Below are 15390 nucleotides of genomic sequence, written 5' to 3' on the forward strand. Positions count from 1 at the left end.
GATGAAACCCTCTCGCACACTGTTGGGTTTGCTGGGCACCTTGCTCGGCCTGGCGCTGCTGCTGGGCAGCCTGAAAGCCCTGCAGATCGAGCCGCCGACCACCTTGCACGCCTTGTGGTGGGGGCTGCTGCTGAGCCTGACGCTGGTGGCTGGCGTCGATGCGGTCTGGCTGCGCGGACTGCCATCGCCACGCCTGGAACGCAGCCTGCCCGGCAACCTGGCCCTGGGTCGCTGGGGTGAAATTCGCATGATCGCGCACCACCCGTATGCAAGACGGATCAGGATAGAGGTGTTCGACCACGTGCCCAGTGGCATGCAATGGGAACACCTGCCCCAGCGCGTAGAGCTGCGACCCGGCGAACAAACCCAGTTCGGCTATCGGCTGCAACCGCTGCAGCGCGGTCATTTCCGTTTCGAGCGCTGCGAAATCGGCGTACCCAGTCCACTGGGCCTGTGGCGGGCCAGGCGTTACCTGGAGCTGATTGGCGAGACCCGGGTTTATCCGGACTTTGCTCGGCTTTACGGTGCGCAACTGATGGCGGTCGATGACTGGCTCAGTCAACTGGGGGTACGCCAGCGTCCACGGCGCGGCTTGGGCCTGGAGTTCCACCAACTGCGGGAGTTCCGTGACGGCGATACCCTCAGGCAGGTCGACTGGAAAGCCACCGCGCGCAAACGCACGCCCATTGCCCGTGAGTACCAGGATGAACGCGATCAACAAATTGTCTTCCTGCTCGATTGCGGCCGCCGCATGCGCAGTCAGGACGGCGATCTCGCACACTTCGACCACGCCCTCAACGCCTGCCTGCTGCTGAGCTACGTGGCCCTGCGCCAGGGCGATGCGGTGGGCCTGTCAACCTTCGCCGGCGAGCACAAGCGCTTTCTCCCGCCGGTCAAGGGACCGGCGCAATTGAGTGTGCTGCTCAATAGCGTCTATGACCTCAGCAGCAGTACCCGCCCCGCAGACTTTGCCGCCGCGGCCGACGAGTTGTTGAGCCGCCAGCGCCGCCGTGCGCTGGTAGTCCTGGTGACCAACCTGCGCGATGAAGATGACGAGTCATTGCTCAGCGCGGTCAAACGCCTCGGCAGGCAGCACCGGGTGCTGGTTGCCAGCCTGCGCGAAGAGGTGCTCGACAACCTGCGCCAGACACAGGTCCAGGGTTACGAGCAAGCCCTGGCCTATTGCGCAACCGTGGACTACCTGAATGCGCGCGGCGCCCTGCACGAACGGCTCGCCGCCCATGGCGTACCGGTACTGGACGCGCGCCCCAGCCAGCTGGGACCCGAGCTGGTGGGACGCTACCTGGCCTGGAAAAAAGCCGGCGTATTGTAAGGCGCCAACACGCCCCGCCCACCCTGCGAGGTGGGCTATCGCTCAGACCGACGCGGCCAGCGGACGGAAACTGAAGTAATTGCGCAGATCCCCCAGCATTTCCACGTAATCGGTCGGTGGCGCCACCAGCGAAAAACCGGAGTCGTAACTGCCTGGCGTGACATCTTCACGGCACCATTGGCAAATGGCCGAGAAATCGATATAGCGCTCCGGCCCCTCGCTGGCAGGAATCTTCAAGCGCAGGTCGAAACTCGCCCCGACCATCATCCGCAGCTGGCTGATCAGCATCAGACCGTCCAGGGAAAGATTGCCGATATAGCCCATGGGCTTGTCGGTGACCTGATTGAAGACCTTGAGGTAATACAGTAATTGATGACGTTCGATACGGCGTTGAGTTGACATACTGGCATATCGCTATAATAGGCAATGGAGTATGGCCGCACTACTGCAGTAAAACCAACTTTAGTCACAGCGCTCAGCAACGCGGCTGCTCAGTTGACGACGTGCGGTATCGATTTCGGTATCGCTGTGAAACACCGGTTCGCCCTTCTCATCCCTGGAATAATAGCGACCGCCTTTGGACAGCTGCGCCAACTGACTGCGCAACGCCTGACACTCCTCCTTATGCTGACCTTGCCGCACGGCGGCCTTGTCCGCAGCCTGCACCTGCTCGTCACGCCGGGCCTGATAAAAACGCTCAGCCCGGGCCTCTCGCTCGCGTGTCGCGTCATCTCGCTCAACCACTTGCGGCTTGACGTCGACACGCTCACCACCGGCCACTGGCCGTTCACCAAAATGCACCTGCCCCTGGGCATCGGTCCAACGGTAGATCTCGGCACTGGCCAGCCCTGGCAGCAGCACTACACACCACAACAGACGACGCATGAAGCTCCTTCCTTACCGGAAAAATATTAGTTCAACGTGACCCGTCTTGCCCACCGCGCCCATGCGCGGTCATGACGCTCGCTGGGAAGTCACTTAAAGCGCGGCGGCATGGGCTTTAGCCGGTTCGTTTATTGGATAGTGACCGAGCTGACGCAGGGTTTCCAGTCGTGCGCGCGCACGGAAGCCATATTCACTGTCGGGATAGCGGGCCAGGATGAATTCATAGGTCTGCGCGGCATCCACATACAACTTCTGCCGCTCCAGGCATTGTCCACGCAACAAGGATATCTCCGGCTGCAGGTAACGCCGAGCGCGGCTTTTTCGCTCGGCCTTGGACAACTCGAGCATGACCCGTGCGCAGTTGCCCTGGTCATAGGAGCGGTAGGCGTTGTCCATATGCTGGTCCAGCGACCAGCGCGTGCAACCCGGGAGTAAAAACGCCAAGGCCAGAATCAGAGTCATGCGCATGAAGGGATCCTCCTTTAACTACGGGTATCGGCCGTTGCCGGCCAATCTTCAACCGACATCGGCTTATCCATCGGCGGGCATATCCTCCGTTGGGTCCTCTACCGGCATCGACCCGCAGGCCAGGGGCACTGTTAGACTGCAGGCTCCCCTCTTGTAGCCTCTGGACCTGCCATGCGTAGCCTGCAATCCGCCTTGCTCGTCCTGCTCCTGCTCCTGCTGAACGGCTGCGCACCGACCACCCCTTTGTTCATCGTCCAACTCAGCACCCAGGAAGTGGCCGAGTACAAGACCCTGAAAAGCCATCGCATGACCGCGGCCGTGGAAGAGGAAGGCGACCTGCTGACCTATACCGCGCTGGCCATTCGCGACAACAGCAGCGCCGACGCCGAACGACTGTACCTCAGTGGCTACCAGGACACGGGGCTAAGCGACCAGGTGCGGGCCATTGCCCTGTACCAGATCGGCCTGCTCTATATGAACCGCTACAACGAGGCGCGGGACGACGGCAAGGCGCTCGATTACTTGCAGCGGGTGAACCGTGAGTTCCCCACCAGCCGCGCGGCCGAGCGGGCTGTTGTGCGCATTGCCTCGATCCGCCAGCGCCTGGCCGAACCGCTGCAACAGAGCGCACGGGAGCGTCTGGACCAGTGGCATCCGGACCAGAACCTCGACCTCTATCAGACCAGCCTGGACCCGGACCTGACGCTGCTGTCGCGCCGTGCGGTGTTGAAGAACCGGGTGGCCGAGGCAGAGGAGCTGTATTCGCTGGCGCTTGCCGATCCGGGCGTGCCCGCCGACATTAAGCAAAAAGCCCTGTATCAGTTGGGTCTGATGTACCTGGCGACCGACAATCCGCAGCCCAGTCGCACCAAGGCCATTACTTACCTGAGGCGCCTACTGGAGCAATACCCGCACAGCGAACTCGCAGACAAGGCCGCGCGCCATCTCGACCAGGCGCTGAATCAGTCAGGCTCCTAAACTGATTCAGATCAAGCCCCGGACTGGGGGTTTGCGCTGCAATGCAGCTGTAGCCACCTTCCGGAGAGAGCCCGATGAGACTGCGTCAGTTACTGGTGGTGATCGACCCCACCCAGGAAGCCCAACCAGCGCTGCAGCGAGCCGCCTGGGTGGCGTGCCAGAGCGGCGCCGCCCTGGAGTTGTTGCTGGTGGAGTTCAACACCGCGCTGGAGGGTAACCGGCTGCTGGCAACGCAGACCCAGGACAAGGCGCGCGAAACCTTGCTGGCCAGCCTGGCGCAGCGTGTCGAGGCGTTGGCCCGGCCGCTGCGCGAGGAGGGGCTGGCCGTGAGTGTCCAGGTACGTTGGGGCCGGCCCTTGTACCAGGAAATCCTCGCCCGGGTCGAGGCACTGCAACCTGACCTGCTGTTCAAGGCGGCCGGCCACCACAGCCTGATCCGGCAATTGCTGCTGGGCAACACCTGCTGGCAGTTGATCCGCCATTGCCGCGTGCCGCTGTGGTTGGTGCAACAAGGGGACTGGCAGGGTCAGCGCCTGTGCGCGGCACTGGACCCGGTGCATGAACACGACAGCCCCGCCGCCCTGGACCACCTGCTGGTGCAGACCGCCCGCGAGCTCGGCAGCCAGCTGGGACTCGACGCCCACTACCTGCACAGTCACGCGGCCCTGCCCCACAGCCTGCTGTTCGATGCCGAGTTGGTGGCCGACTACGATCGTTATGTGGCCCAAAGCGCCGACCTGCACCAGGGTGCGTTTGCCCTGCTGCTGCGGCCCTACGCCATCGATACCGAGCACCGTCACCTGCTCCAGGGCTTCGCTGAAGAGACCCTGCCGCGCTTTGTCCGCGAGCAGCGCATCGACCTGCTGGTGATGGGTGCCGTGGCCCGGGGCCGTGTGCACGACGCGTTGATCGGGCATACCGCCGAACGGGTGCTGGAGGCGGTCGACTGCGACCTGCTGGTGCTCAAACCAGCCGCCGCGGGGCCGGCAGAAGGTAGTGCCGCGGAACAATGACTACAGCGACGGCGCATAGTAGCCTCGTGTTCTGCGTGAACTCAGGAGCCATTGCATGACCTTTCGTCGTACCAAAATCGTCGCCACACTCGGTCCATCCAGCAACTCGCCCGAGGTGCTGGAACAGCTGATCCTCGCCGGGCTGGACGTTGCCCGGTTGAATTTCTCCCACGGCACGCCGGACGAACACAAGGCCCGCGCGCGCCTGGTGCGGGAGATCGCCGCCAAGCATGGTCGTTTTGTCGCCCTGCTCGGCGACCTGCAAGGGCCGAAGATCCGCATCGCCCGCTTTGCCGACAAGCGCATCGAACTGAAAGCGGGCGAGCCGTTCCGCTTTTCCATCAGCCACCCGCGCGATGCCGGGACCCGTGAAGTGGTCTGCATCGACTACCCGGACCTGATTACCGACTGCAAGGTGGGCGACGAGTTGCTGCTGGACGACGGCCGCGTGGAAATGCGCGTTGACGCCGTGTCCCACGACGAACTGCTGTGCACCGTCCTGATCGGCGGGCCCTTGTCCGACCACAAGGGCATCAACCGTCGTGGCGGCGGTCTCACCGCCCCCGCGCTGACCGACAAGGACCGCGCCGACATTATCCTGGCCGCCGAGATGGACCTGGATTACCTGGCCGTCTCCTTTCCACGGGATGCCGCCGACATGGACGAAGCCCGTCGCCTGCGCGATGCCGCCGGCGGCCATGCCTGGCTGATCGCCAAGGTAGAGCGCGCCGAAGCGGTGGCCGACGACGCCGTGCTCGACGGCCTGATCCGTGCCAGCGACGGCGTGATGGTGGCCCGCGGCGATCTGGCCGTGGAAATTGGCGATGCCGAGTTGGTCGGTATCCAGAAAAAAATCATCGCCGCCGCCCGACGCCTGAACAAGGTGGTGATCACTGCCACCCAGATGATGGAGTCGATGATCCATAGCCCGATGCCGACCCGCGCCGAGGTCTCGGACGTCGCCAATGCCGCGCTGGACTACACCGATGCGGTGATGCTGTCGGCTGAAAGTGCCGCTGGCGAGTACCCGGTCGAGGCGGTCAAGGCCATGGCACGCGTCTGCCTGGGCGCGGAAAAGCACCCGACCAGCCAGAAATCCAGTCACCGCCTGGGCCGGACCTTCGAGCGCTGCGACGAAAGCATCGCGCTGGCGGCCATGTACACGGCCAACCATTTCCCCGGCGTCAAGGCGATCATCTGCCTGACCGAAAGCGGCTATACCCCGCTGATCATGTCGCGCATCCGCTCCTCGATGCCGATCTTCGCCTTTTCGCCGAATCGCCCGACCCAGGCGCGCGCCGCCATGTTCCGCGGCGTGCAGACCGTGCCGTTCGACCCGGCGGCGCTCCCCCCCGAGCAGGTCAGCCAGGCGGCGGTGGACGAGCTGTTGAAGCGCGGCGTGGTGCAACCCGGTGACTGGGTCATCCTGACCAAGGGCGACAGCTATCACACCATCGGTGGCACCAACACCATGAAAATTCTCCACGTCGGCGATTCGATGGTCTGACCCCCTGCGCCACGGCGCCCAGGACGAAAAAGCCGCTCACAGTGAGCGGCTTTTTTACACCCGGGAAGCGACCACTCAGGCGAACCTGGAAAAGTCAGCGGGGCGACGTTGCATAAAGGCACTCAAGGCTTCGATCGCCTCGGGCGAGCGCAGCCGTTGGCCGAACAGCTCAGCCTCCTCGACCATTACCCGGCGCAACTCCTCCCGACCAGGGGCGCGCATCAGGCGTTTGCTGTCCGCGACCGCCGAGGGCGCCAAACCAGTAAACCGCAGGGCCATTTCACGGGCCCTGGCCAGCGTCGTCGGGCCATCCTCCAACGCCGCGTTGGCGATGCCCCAGGCGCAGGCCTGTTCGCCGTTGAACGCCTCGCCCAACAGCAGCAGTTCGGCGGCCTTGGCCGGCCCGAGCAACCGCGGCAGGATCAGGCTGGAGCCGAATTCCGGACACAGCCCCAGGTTGACAAAGGGCATCTTCAGGCGCGCATCACGGCTGACATACACCAGGTCGCAATGCAGCAGCAGGGTCGTGCCGATACCCACGGCCGGGCCGGCAACGGCCGCCACCAGGGGTTTGCTGAAATCGAACACCGCCCGCATAAACTGGAACACCGGGTTGTCCAGGCTGGTCGGCGGCGCCTGCAGAAAGTCACTGATATCGTTGCCACTGGTAAAACACTCCGGGCCGCCGGTGATCAACACGGCACGCACCGTCGGATCCAGGTCGGCCTGCTCGAGCGCCTCGGCCATATGGCTGTACATGGCGCGGGTCAGGGCGTGTTTTTTATCCGGGCGATTGAGCCGCAGGGTCCAGAGCCCGGCTTCGCGCTCGACGACGATATGCTCGTTCATGACACTCCTCAGGGGGTTGCCCGCACCAGCCTTGGCGGTTCTAGGCGGGGCCGGCGCGGGGCAGGAACAGGTCGGTGAACAACTGGTTACGCGGCAGGCCAGCCAGGTACAGGCGGCGAGCGAACGCATCGACGCTGTTCGGATGGCCGCAGAGTAAGGCCAGGGTCTGACGCGAAACAAGGCGCAGTTCGGCCAAAGCCGCGGTCAACTCGGCCGCCGTCCAGTAGTCGACCTGCAGCTGGGGATGCTCCTCGGCCAGGGCCTGCAGCGGGCCTTTCAGATAATGCGCCTCGGCCTGGGCCGCCAGGTGAATCAAGCGGATGGGCCCCTGGTGCTCCTGGCGCAAGGCCTCGCGCAGCACGCCGTACAGCGGTGCCAGCCCGGTACCGGCGGCCAGCAGCCAGAGCGGGCGGGCCTGCCAGTCGCAGTCGTAATGCAACGCGCCGCCGCGCAATTCGCCCAGGCGCAAGCCATCACCGACTTGCAACCGCCGCGCCACCTCGCTGAAGGCCCCGGCGGGCCGGCAATCGAGGTGGAACTCCAGCCAGGGATCGACTCCCGGCAAGCTGGCCAACGAGTAGGGGCGCGCCACACCGTCGTGGCTCCACAGCACCAGGTGCTGGCCGGCGCGATAACGCAGCGGCCGCTCCGGTACCAGGCGCAGGCGCAGCACCTCACCACTGAGCCAGTCACAGCCCTCGACCCGCGCCGGCAGGCCATCGCGCAACGGCTCGAACACCTCGACCTGCAAGTCGCCTTCGACCCGGCACTGGCAGGCCAGCCGCCAGCCGGCGTCACGCAGCGCCCCCTGCAAGGCTTCAGGCTTGGCGTCCACGGGCTCACCGCGCACGCAGCGCACCAGGCAGGCATGGCAGCTGCCCGCGCGACAGCTGTAGGGGACGGCGACGCCGCCCTCGCGCAGGGCGTCCAGCAAGTTGCACGCCGCCGGCACCGACCACTGCCGGCCACCGACCGCGAGCTCAGGCACCACTGGCCTCCCAGGCCGCCGCGCAGCGATTGCGGCCGCTGTCCTTGGCTCGGTACAGCGCCTGGTCAGCACGCTGCAACGCCTCGTCGAGGTCGTCACCGCGGCGCAGCAGGGTCATGCCCGCGGACAGGCTGATGCCCTCGATCCGTACCCCGAGCGGCTCGGCATGGGCGAAGGCCTCGCGCAGCCGCTCACAGCAGCTGGTGAATTGGTCTGCATCGGTATTGGGTAACAACAGCACGAACTCCTCTCCGCCATAGCGCGCCAGGATATCGCCTTCTCGCAGGCAGGCGCGACCCACGGCCGCAAAGGTTTGCAACACCCGGTCGCCGCTGGCGTGGCCATGCTGGTCGTTGATCCGTTTGAAATGATCCAGGTCGATCAGCGCCAAGCCATGCTGGCGTCCCGGCCGCAAGCTGGCCAGTTCGCGTTGCGCCAGGCGCAGGAAGTGCCGGCGGTTGCACAGCCCAGTCAATTCGTCGGTGGCCACCAGCTCCTCGAGCTGGTGCATCATGCCGCGCAAGGTGTCCTGGTGGGCTTGCAGGGCGAAGCGGCGCTGACGCATGCGCAGGCGCAGCGAATGCACGTAGCTGGCGAAGAGGCTGAGCCAGACCAGCACGAAAAACAGCACACAGGCCTGCAGCAGGACCAGGCCCGGCTGCGCCAGGCGCTGATAGTAGGCCTCCCACAGGTGCAGACCAGCGAAGCCGAAAAAGGCGAAGAAGGCACAGCGGACAAAACGCCGGGGCGGCAGTTGGTACACGCCGAACAGCAGGACCAGCACATAGAGCATCAGGAAGGTGCCACGCGCCAACTCGATAAAGGTCAGCAGGTAGCTGAGCCAGGCCAGTGCCACCAGCACCTGGGGTTCGGTCAGGCTGGGGTCGGCGAAGCGCAGGTTGCGCCCCGTCAGGAACAGCAGAAAAAACACCCCTTGGCTGAGCAGCACCAGCAGGCTGCTCACCAACACCGTCAGCCGGGGCGCCTGGAAAAAGCCGCCGAGCATGGCAACCCAGAACGCCAACAAGACCAGGGCGTAAGTCGCCAGCGCCATGAAAAAGCGCTTGCGCAGCAGGCGTTGCAGGCTGCCCTGATTGGGTTTCTGGCGTATCGGGTTCATGCAAGCCCCATACTGGCAATTGGCCTCAGACTACCCCCAACCCCGGGAAAAGCCCAGGCTAATCGACACCCGGCTCAACCGGGCGCGGCTGTCCGCGGCAGTGGGTCACGCGCTATACTGCCGCGCTTTTTTGACTTTGACCGCGTGCCGCGCCGAGCGCCCCGGCACGCCCGATGTTCCCGCATTTGTAGATAGAGGAGCGCGCTGCATGACCGTGATCAAGCAAGACGACCTGATTCAGAGCGTCGCCGACGCCCTGCAGTTCATCTCCTATTACCATCCCCTGGACTTTATCCAGGCCATGCATGAAGCCTACCTGCGCGAGGAGTCGCCCGCCGCGCGCGACTCCATGGCGCAGATCCTGATCAACTCGCGCATGTGCGCCACCGGTCATCGGCCGATCTGCCAGGACACCGGCATCGTCACCGTGTTCGTCCGGGTCGGCATGGACGTGCGCTGGGACGGCGCCACCCTGAGCCTGGACGAGATGATCAACGAGGGCGTTCGCCGCGCCTACAACCTGCCGGAAAACGTGTTGCGCGCCTCGATCCTCGCCGATCCGGCCGGCGCCCGTAAGAACACCAAGGACAATACTCCGGCGGTAATCCACTACAGCATCGTGCCCGGTAACACCGTCGAGGTGGATGTGGCGGCCAAGGGCGGCGGCTCCGAGAACAAATCGAAGATGGCCATGCTCAACCCGTCCGACTCCATCGTCGACTGGGTGCTCAAGACCGTACCGGAAATGGGTGCCGGCTGGTGTCCACCGGGCATGCTCGGGATCGGCATCGGTGGCACCGCCGAGAAAGCCGCGGTGATGGCCAAGGAAGTGTTGATGGAGTCCATCGACATCCACGAACTGAAGGCCCGCGGGCCGTCCAACCGCATCGAGGAGATGCGCCTGGAACTGTTCGAGCGGGTCAACCAGCTGGGCATTGGCGCCCAGGGCCTGGGCGGCCTGACCACCGTGCTCGACGTGAAGATCATGGATTACCCGACCCACGCCGCTTCGTTGCCGGTGTGCATGATCCCCAACTGCGCCGCCACCCGCCACGCGCACTTCGTGCTCGACGGCTCCGGCCCGGCGACGCTGGAAGCGCCACCGCTGGACGCCTACCCGGAAATCGTCTGGGAAGCCGGGCCGAGCGCTCGTCGGGTCGACCTGGACACCCTCACCCCCGAGGATGTGCAGAGCTGGAAACCGGGCGAGACCGTATTGCTCAATGGCAAGATGCTGACCGGCCGCGATGCCGCGCACAAGCGCATGGTCGAGATGCTCAACCGTGGCGAACGCCTGCCGGTGGACCTCAAGGGCCGCTTTATCTACTACGTCGGCCCGGTCGATCCGGTGCGCGAAGAAGTGGTCGGCCCGGCCGGTCCGACCACCGCCACGCGGATGGACAAGTTCACCCGGCAAATCCTCGAGCAAACCGGCCTGCTGGGCATGATCGGCAAATCCGAGCGCGGCCCCATCGCCATCGAGGCGATCAAGGACCATAAGGCGGTCTACCTGATGGCCGTCGGCGGCGCTGCCTACCTGGTAGCCCAGGCGATCAAAAAAGCCAAGGTTCTGGCCTTCGAGGAACTGGGCATGGAAGCCATCTACGAGTTCGAGGTCAAGGACATGCCGGTGACCGTCGCGGTCGACAGTCTGGGTGAGTCGGTGCATATCACCGGCCCGGCCCTGTGGCAGAAAAAGATCAGCGAGAGCCTGGCGGTGGAAATCAAGTAAGGTCTTCCAGGCGTACCCGAAGCCCGGCCCTGTGCCGGGCTTTTTGTTTCCATAGTCGAGAGTGGCCTAGGGGCGAGACTGCGCTCAATCCGCGCCGGCAGCGCTCCCTACGAGTGCATCTCTCCCCCAGGGTGCGACGGGGTGGAGTGCGAAGCTCTACTGCGGTATATCCAGGACATGCACATTGAATTTGGGATTGCGCCCATAGAGCAATTGACGGCCCGAGGGTGAAAACTGCAACTTCGTGCCTGCGGCGTCCGGCCCCAGCTTGGCTTGCCCCAACAACTTACGCTGGACGCCATCCCAGACCTCCAACGTACCGCTGTTGTCACCGATCGCCAGCCGATTATCCGCAGACACCGCCAGGCTCACTATTGGCTTGCTCAAGCTCAGGCCAAACACCTTGTGTTGCCTATCCTCGGCATCAGGACGGTAGAAAGCCACCCGCCGGTCCCAGGCCACGGCAAAACTGCCATCGGCAGGGTGCGTGGCAATATAAGCGAGCTTATCCGCAAACAGTTTTCCGGCACCACAGCGTTGCACTGGCTTGAGTGCCGGCAGCGGCCATATCCGGCAACTACCGTTCCGGCCATGAGCAATCACATAACGTTCGTCAGCGGTTATCGCTACCTGAGATATAGACATACCTCCGTCCCACTCCAGCAGGGTATCGGTTAATGGCTCGTGCAAACCCACGTCGTCGGAAAAATAGTTGTAACTCAATACCTTGCCACTGGCGCTCAGCAGCGAATTACCTGGATGCACGTTAACCGTCCGGGCAATATAACGCTCACCGCTATGCCAATTGATCATCTCACGGCCAAACAGCGCAAAATGGGCGTTAACCTGCACTTCACCTCCGGTGCTCGACTCAAAGTCATAACCCACCCTTTTGCTCGACGCACCTAATCGCCAGACCTCAAAGAAGTACTTGCCATTACCGTATAAGCGATCACCACCCAGGTAATAGGTATCGGAATCCAAGAAAGCCGCGCTGCTCATCCCTACCTCCGGCTCTATCCATTTGATACTGGCGATGGGTGCCACGGCCTCCTGTGAATAAATATTCATCTGCCCCGTGCCATCGGCAACTGAAAACAGATCATCGACTCCGTTATAGCTCAAGTTGTTCGCATAAAAATCCAACGTCTCCTGAAAGTGTTCATACAGTGGAGGCGCAGTATCTCGCTGGCCCTGATAAGCTTTTTCCTGAGCGCTTTGGCAGCCCGACAGGCTCACTAACATAGTCCAAACGACCAGCCATAAGGGCACTGATAGCTGAGGTAGCCGCAATAAACTCATTGATAACACTGCCCCTCCACGATATTAATTATTCTGGAATATCAAATACATGTAAACGCAGATGACCTTCGCCATACAGCAACTGTTTGCCCGAAGGTGAAAAGCGTAACAGCTCACTGCCAAAGGAAAGATTCAGGTCGGTTTGCGCCAATAGGGTGCCCTGAACGCTGTCCCAGACCTCCAGGTGGCTGGTGTTGTCGCCAATCGCCACCCGGTAATCGGCCGACAGGCTCAGCGCCGTTACCTCATTGGCCAGGGTGCGTGAAAACACCCGCTGAAAACGATCCTCGACCAGGCGGTAAACCTCGACCCGCCCACCGGCGGACACGGCAAAACTATCATCAGTCGGATGCGGGGCAATCAGTGCATAGTGGTCATCGGACCAACCGCCGCTGCCACAGGACTGCACGGGCTTTAACGCCGGCACGGGCCACACCCGACACCCTCCATCATTTGCCTGGGCAATAACGTAACCTTCGCCCTGGGTAATGGCACTGCGAAAATTGGATAATCCGCTGTCCCATTGCAGGGCCGTATCGGTCTGTGGATCGTGCAGCAATATGTCATCGTTGTAGTAATTAGCGCTTAACACCTTGCCACTGGCAGTAAGTGCATAGTCAAGCGGCATCGCAGAGTGTGCAATGCGAACTTTATACTTATTCCCCGTACGCCAATTGACCATTTCATTGTCATACGCTACAAAATCTCCCTTGGCAACGATAGAGTCTTCGCCATGGCTCTCGGAAAAATCATAAGAGAAAATTTCAGTATTTGAATCTAGGCTCCAGACTTTCACCCCGTAAATAGTTTGCCCACGCGCTCGTCTCTGCGAGGCATAATAAAAAATACTGGAGTCAAGAAACCCAGCACCTTTTTTTTGGCTTAGCGACAAAGGCCAAGGAAAATCAAGCACAACCGTGGGCCCCTGATTATCCGAAGAATAGACCACAACTTTATTACCAGGATCCGCATTAAAAAAATACCGCCCATCCGGAGAGTACCCAACTACACCAACACCCACCTCAATAGGATTAGGGAAATGTTTCTTCAGTTGCGGTGCCGTAGCCCGCTGCGCTTCGTAGGTTATGTCCTGAGCACTCTGACAACCGCTCACAACCAGCAATATAACCGGCAGCACCAGCCTAAGGCGGCGAATCAAAGGCGACAAAAAATTATCCATTGATTAAACCGCCTCTGACCTAGTGACTGACAGCGTTACTCTGGAATATCAAACAGATGAACCTTAAAATCCGAAGCGCCGCCATACAGCAGTTGTTTACCTGAGGGCGCAAAAGCCAATAGATGCCCCCCTGGATCGAGTTGCAAATCGACTTGCCCCAGCAGGGTACCGAGTTCGGTGTCCCAGACCTCGATATGGCCTGTGCTGTCGCCCAACGCCACCCGATGATTCGCCGACAACGCCAGGCTGGTGACGGCATTAGGCAGGGTCCGTGCAAACACCTGCTGGTGAACGCCCTCGACAAGACGATAGGCCTCTACCCGCCCGCCTGCGGACGCGACAAAACTATCATCGCTCGGGTGCATGGCGATATTTGCATGGTCGGCATCGGACCAACCGCCGCGACCGCAAGATTGCACCGGTTTTAACGCCGGTACTGGCCAAACCCGACATCCTCCATCATACGCCTGCGCAATAATATAACGCTCGCTTGGAGTGATGCCACTGCGGAAATTTGAAAGCCCACTATCAATCCACAAGTAGTCATCAGTCAGCGGGGCGTGCAATAATATTTCATCACTGTAATAATTACTGCTCAACACCCTGCCACTGGCCGTCAAGGTGTAATCCCGAGGATTCAATTGGTGCGCGGTGCGTACCGCATATTTCTCCCCGGTATGCCAATTTACCATTTCATCGCCATAGGCCACATAGGAAGAATTCGCAAAAATCGGCCTATCCCCATGATTACCTTCAAACTCATAATAATACTGATCCTGTTCAGCCCCTACCTCCCTGATACTCACATTGTGAGGCGTGGGCTTATCAACCATTTTATTGACAGCATAAAAATACCTATCAGGGTCAATAAATCCCGCACCCTGTATCATATTTAGCGTAGTAGGCCATTGCAAAGTGACAAGCGCCTCCCTGCTACCAGAATTAAATACACCTACCTGATTATGAGAATCCGCAAGAATAAAATATCGCCCATCATCGGAGAAGCTCAACTTTCTTGCACTCAGCGCAATGGGCTCTGAAAAAGCCTCTTTAAGCTGCGGCGCCGATGCCTGCTGGGCGCGATAGGTTTCATCGTTGCTAGTTTGGCACCCCGCCAGGGCAAAAAGCATGCAGATTATCGAAAAAATATTGTTCATTTCCGAGGCCCTCAAGCATCCTTTGGATGCACATGAACAAACCCATAAAAATAAGGCAGAAAACGCTCGACACTGATATTACTTATTCGGCCATTACCCTTGTACACGCCCCCCCATGAATAGCATGAAAACTCCAGCTTTGACTCCTCAAACGCATCCGAGGAATAAGCGCTGGGTGACCAACAGCGGCCACCTATATTGATGGGAGTCTGCAGCACCACCCAATGATCAGGCGTACCCACTATCGTTTTTGGCGTTCCACGGCCAATCTTGTTCATCGGTACCTCACCGGAAACCTCGCCGAGAATCGCAGCGCGAATCAACAGGCAAACCATGTTACCCATTTCATAATAACGGCTGGCGTCTATCAGATTTTCCGCCGAACTACCAAATACATAATTGATTTGGCTTCCAGCACTGGCATATAGCCCTGTCTTGTCGAACCACTCGACCATTGCCCCCGCCATGGTAATACCCGCAGCAGCTGAGCCAGGACCGTTCATAGCAAGCACGCTGTTGGAAGAGTCTCGCAGACTAGCCAATGCCACCCAGTCTATTACCGTAATTTTCGCACCTATAGCCGCCTCACGGCAAGCGGCGCTCGGCTTGACCGAAAGATTGCCCAACATGGCCTCGCCCTTGCTTAGCAGATCCAGCACGTAGCGCGCATACGCATATGGCTGCGTTTTGGCCACGTTAAACATAAAAGCCGCCGGACCGCAGAGCGGCGCGTTTCCTTGGGCGATAATTGTAGGGTTGGCCATACGACGCTGTATTTCCACTACTAGGTCTGCCCTTGGAATTCCTTTGGCACAACTAAACGCAAGATCATCCTTACCTTGCAAAAATGCATTAAAAAGTGCAGCAGGCATCGCTTA

General features: G+C 61.0%; 15 protein-coding genes. 5 read left to right on the forward strand and 10 right to left on the reverse strand.

Annotation, left to right across the window (positions count from 1 at the left end; genetic code table 11):
- The first annotated feature begins 1 nt into the window (after nucleotide 1).
- Nucleotides 2-1333, forward strand: coding sequence for a DUF58 domain-containing protein (locus tag ABWY06_RS07710; RefSeq protein ID WP_353924978.1), 1332 nt, complete (start codon nucleotides 2-4; stop codon nucleotides 1331-1333).
- Between the two features lie 42 nt (nucleotides 1334-1375).
- Here the strand turns inward: ABWY06_RS07710 and ABWY06_RS07715 are convergent, their stop codons facing one another.
- From ABWY06_RS07715 to ABWY06_RS07725, 3 genes are all read right to left on the reverse strand, one after another.
- Complete coding sequence (locus ABWY06_RS07715) at nucleotides 1376-1735, reverse strand: PilZ domain-containing protein (RefSeq protein WP_353924979.1); 360 nt, start codon at nucleotides 1733-1735, stop codon at nucleotides 1376-1378.
- A 60-nt stretch (nucleotides 1736-1795) separates the two neighbouring features.
- Nucleotides 1796-2218: a DUF4124 domain-containing protein gene (locus tag ABWY06_RS07720; protein WP_353924980.1), complete on the reverse strand. Its 423-nt coding sequence runs from the start codon at nucleotides 2216-2218 to the stop codon at nucleotides 1796-1798.
- A gap of 93 nt (nucleotides 2219-2311) precedes the next feature.
- Nucleotides 2312-2686: a tetratricopeptide repeat protein gene (locus ABWY06_RS07725; protein ID WP_353924981.1), complete on the reverse strand. Its 375-nt coding sequence runs from the start codon at nucleotides 2684-2686 to the stop codon at nucleotides 2312-2314.
- A 171-nt stretch (nucleotides 2687-2857) separates the two neighbouring features.
- Here ABWY06_RS07725 and ABWY06_RS07730 point away from each other — a divergent pair, with 171 nt between their 5' ends.
- From ABWY06_RS07730 to pyk, 3 genes are all read left to right on the forward strand, one after another.
- Nucleotides 2858-3664 (forward strand): tetratricopeptide repeat protein, encoded by an 807-nt coding sequence (locus tag ABWY06_RS07730; protein WP_353924982.1) that lies wholly within the window; start codon nucleotides 2858-2860, stop codon nucleotides 3662-3664.
- A gap of 74 nt (nucleotides 3665-3738) precedes the next feature.
- A complete protein-coding gene (locus ABWY06_RS07735) occupies nucleotides 3739-4677 on the forward strand; it encodes a universal stress protein (protein WP_353924983.1) in 939 nt (312 codons plus the stop codon).
- A 55-nt stretch (nucleotides 4678-4732) separates the two neighbouring features.
- Complete coding sequence (gene pyk / locus ABWY06_RS07740; protein WP_353924984.1) at nucleotides 4733-6184, forward strand: pyruvate kinase; 1452 nt, start codon at nucleotides 4733-4735, stop codon at nucleotides 6182-6184.
- A gap of 75 nt (nucleotides 6185-6259) precedes the next feature.
- Here the strand turns inward: pyk and ABWY06_RS07745 are convergent, their stop codons facing one another.
- From ABWY06_RS07745 to ABWY06_RS07755, 3 genes are read right to left on the reverse strand one after another with little or no spacing between them, the layout of a single operon-like run.
- The gene (locus tag ABWY06_RS07745) at nucleotides 6260-7033 is read right to left on the reverse strand and encodes an enoyl-CoA hydratase (protein ID WP_353924985.1); all 774 of its coding nucleotides are present in this window, start codon (nucleotides 7031-7033) and stop codon (nucleotides 6260-6262) included.
- Between the two features lie 40 nt (nucleotides 7034-7073).
- Nucleotides 7074-8021: an iron-sulfur-binding ferredoxin reductase gene (locus ABWY06_RS07750; RefSeq protein ID WP_353924986.1), complete on the reverse strand. Its 948-nt coding sequence runs from the start codon at nucleotides 8019-8021 to the stop codon at nucleotides 7074-7076.
- On the reverse strand, nucleotides 8014-9141 hold the full coding sequence (locus ABWY06_RS07755) for a GGDEF domain-containing protein (RefSeq protein WP_353924987.1): 1128 nt from the start codon (nucleotides 9139-9141) through the stop codon (nucleotides 8014-8016). The genes ABWY06_RS07750 and ABWY06_RS07755 overlap by 8 nt, the downstream gene beginning before the upstream one ends.
- 208 nt (nucleotides 9142-9349) lie before the next feature.
- Between ABWY06_RS07755 and ABWY06_RS07760 the strand changes: the two genes are divergently transcribed.
- Nucleotides 9350-10873 (forward strand): fumarate hydratase, encoded by a 1524-nt coding sequence (locus ABWY06_RS07760; protein WP_353924988.1) that lies wholly within the window; start codon nucleotides 9350-9352, stop codon nucleotides 10871-10873.
- A gap of 156 nt (nucleotides 10874-11029) precedes the next feature.
- Here the strand turns inward: ABWY06_RS07760 and ABWY06_RS07765 are convergent, their stop codons facing one another.
- The 4 genes from ABWY06_RS07765 to ABWY06_RS07780 form a co-directional block, all read right to left on the reverse strand.
- Nucleotides 11030-12118, reverse strand: a complete 1089-nt coding sequence (locus ABWY06_RS07765) for a WD40 repeat domain-containing protein (protein ID WP_353924989.1) — start codon at nucleotides 12116-12118, stop codon at nucleotides 11030-11032.
- Between the two features lie 85 nt (nucleotides 12119-12203).
- On the reverse strand, nucleotides 12204-13355 hold the full coding sequence (locus ABWY06_RS07770; protein WP_353924990.1) for a WD40 repeat domain-containing protein: 1152 nt from the start codon (nucleotides 13353-13355) through the stop codon (nucleotides 12204-12206).
- A gap of 35 nt (nucleotides 13356-13390) precedes the next feature.
- Entirely contained in the window at nucleotides 13391-14512 is a 1122-nt protein-coding gene (locus ABWY06_RS07775; RefSeq protein ID WP_353924991.1) for a WD40 repeat domain-containing protein, read from the reverse strand.
- A gap of 11 nt (nucleotides 14513-14523) precedes the next feature.
- Nucleotides 14524-15384, reverse strand: coding sequence for a hypothetical protein (locus ABWY06_RS07780; RefSeq protein WP_353924992.1), 861 nt, complete (start codon nucleotides 15382-15384; stop codon nucleotides 14524-14526).
- Between the last annotated feature and the right edge of the window lie 6 nt (nucleotides 15385-15390).

It is taken from the genome of Pseudomonas sp., assembly GCF_040514055.1.
Lineage (GTDB): Bacteria > Pseudomonadota > Gammaproteobacteria > Pseudomonadales > Pseudomonadaceae > Aquipseudomonas.

Bases quoted from the DNA above. Each gene is read 5' to 3' on its own strand.
- ABWY06_RS07765 (WP_353924989.1), bottom strand. From the start codon at position 12,118: ATGTTAGTGAGCCTGTCGGGCTGCCAAAGCGCTCAGGAAAAAGCTTAT.
- pyk (WP_353924984.1), top strand. From the start codon at position 4,733: ATGACCTTTCGTCGTACCAAAATCGTCGCCACACTCGGTCCATCCAGC.
- ABWY06_RS07710 (WP_353924978.1), top strand. From the start codon at position 2: ATGAAACCCTCTCGCACACTGTTGGGTTTGCTGGGCACCTTGCTCGGC.
- ABWY06_RS07770 (WP_353924990.1), bottom strand. From the start codon at position 13,355: ATGGATAATTTTTTGTCGCCTTTGATTCGCCGCCTTAGGCTGGTGCTG.
- ABWY06_RS07720 (WP_353924980.1), bottom strand. From the start codon at position 2,218: ATGCGTCGTCTGTTGTGGTGTGTAGTGCTGCTGCCAGGGCTGGCCAGT.
- ABWY06_RS07725 (WP_353924981.1), bottom strand. From the start codon at position 2,686: ATGCGCATGACTCTGATTCTGGCCTTGGCGTTTTTACTCCCGGGTTGC.
- ABWY06_RS07730 (WP_353924982.1), top strand. From the start codon at position 2,858: ATGCGTAGCCTGCAATCCGCCTTGCTCGTCCTGCTCCTGCTCCTGCTG.
- ABWY06_RS07735 (WP_353924983.1), top strand. From the start codon at position 3,739: ATGAGACTGCGTCAGTTACTGGTGGTGATCGACCCCACCCAGGAAGCC.
- ABWY06_RS07780 (WP_353924992.1), bottom strand. From the start codon at position 15,384: ATGCCTGCTGCACTTTTTAATGCATTTTTGCAAGGTAAGGATGATCTT.
- ABWY06_RS07715 (WP_353924979.1), bottom strand. From the start codon at position 1,735: ATGTCAACTCAACGCCGTATCGAACGTCATCAATTACTGTATTACCTC.
- ABWY06_RS07755 (WP_353924987.1), bottom strand. From the start codon at position 9,141: ATGAACCCGATACGCCAGAAACCCAATCAGGGCAGCCTGCAACGCCTG.
- ABWY06_RS07760 (WP_353924988.1), top strand. From the start codon at position 9,350: ATGACCGTGATCAAGCAAGACGACCTGATTCAGAGCGTCGCCGACGCC.
- ABWY06_RS07745 (WP_353924985.1), bottom strand. From the start codon at position 7,033: ATGAACGAGCATATCGTCGTCGAGCGCGAAGCCGGGCTCTGGACCCTG.
- ABWY06_RS07775 (WP_353924991.1), bottom strand. From the start codon at position 14,512: ATGAACAATATTTTTTCGATAATCTGCATGCTTTTTGCCCTGGCGGGG.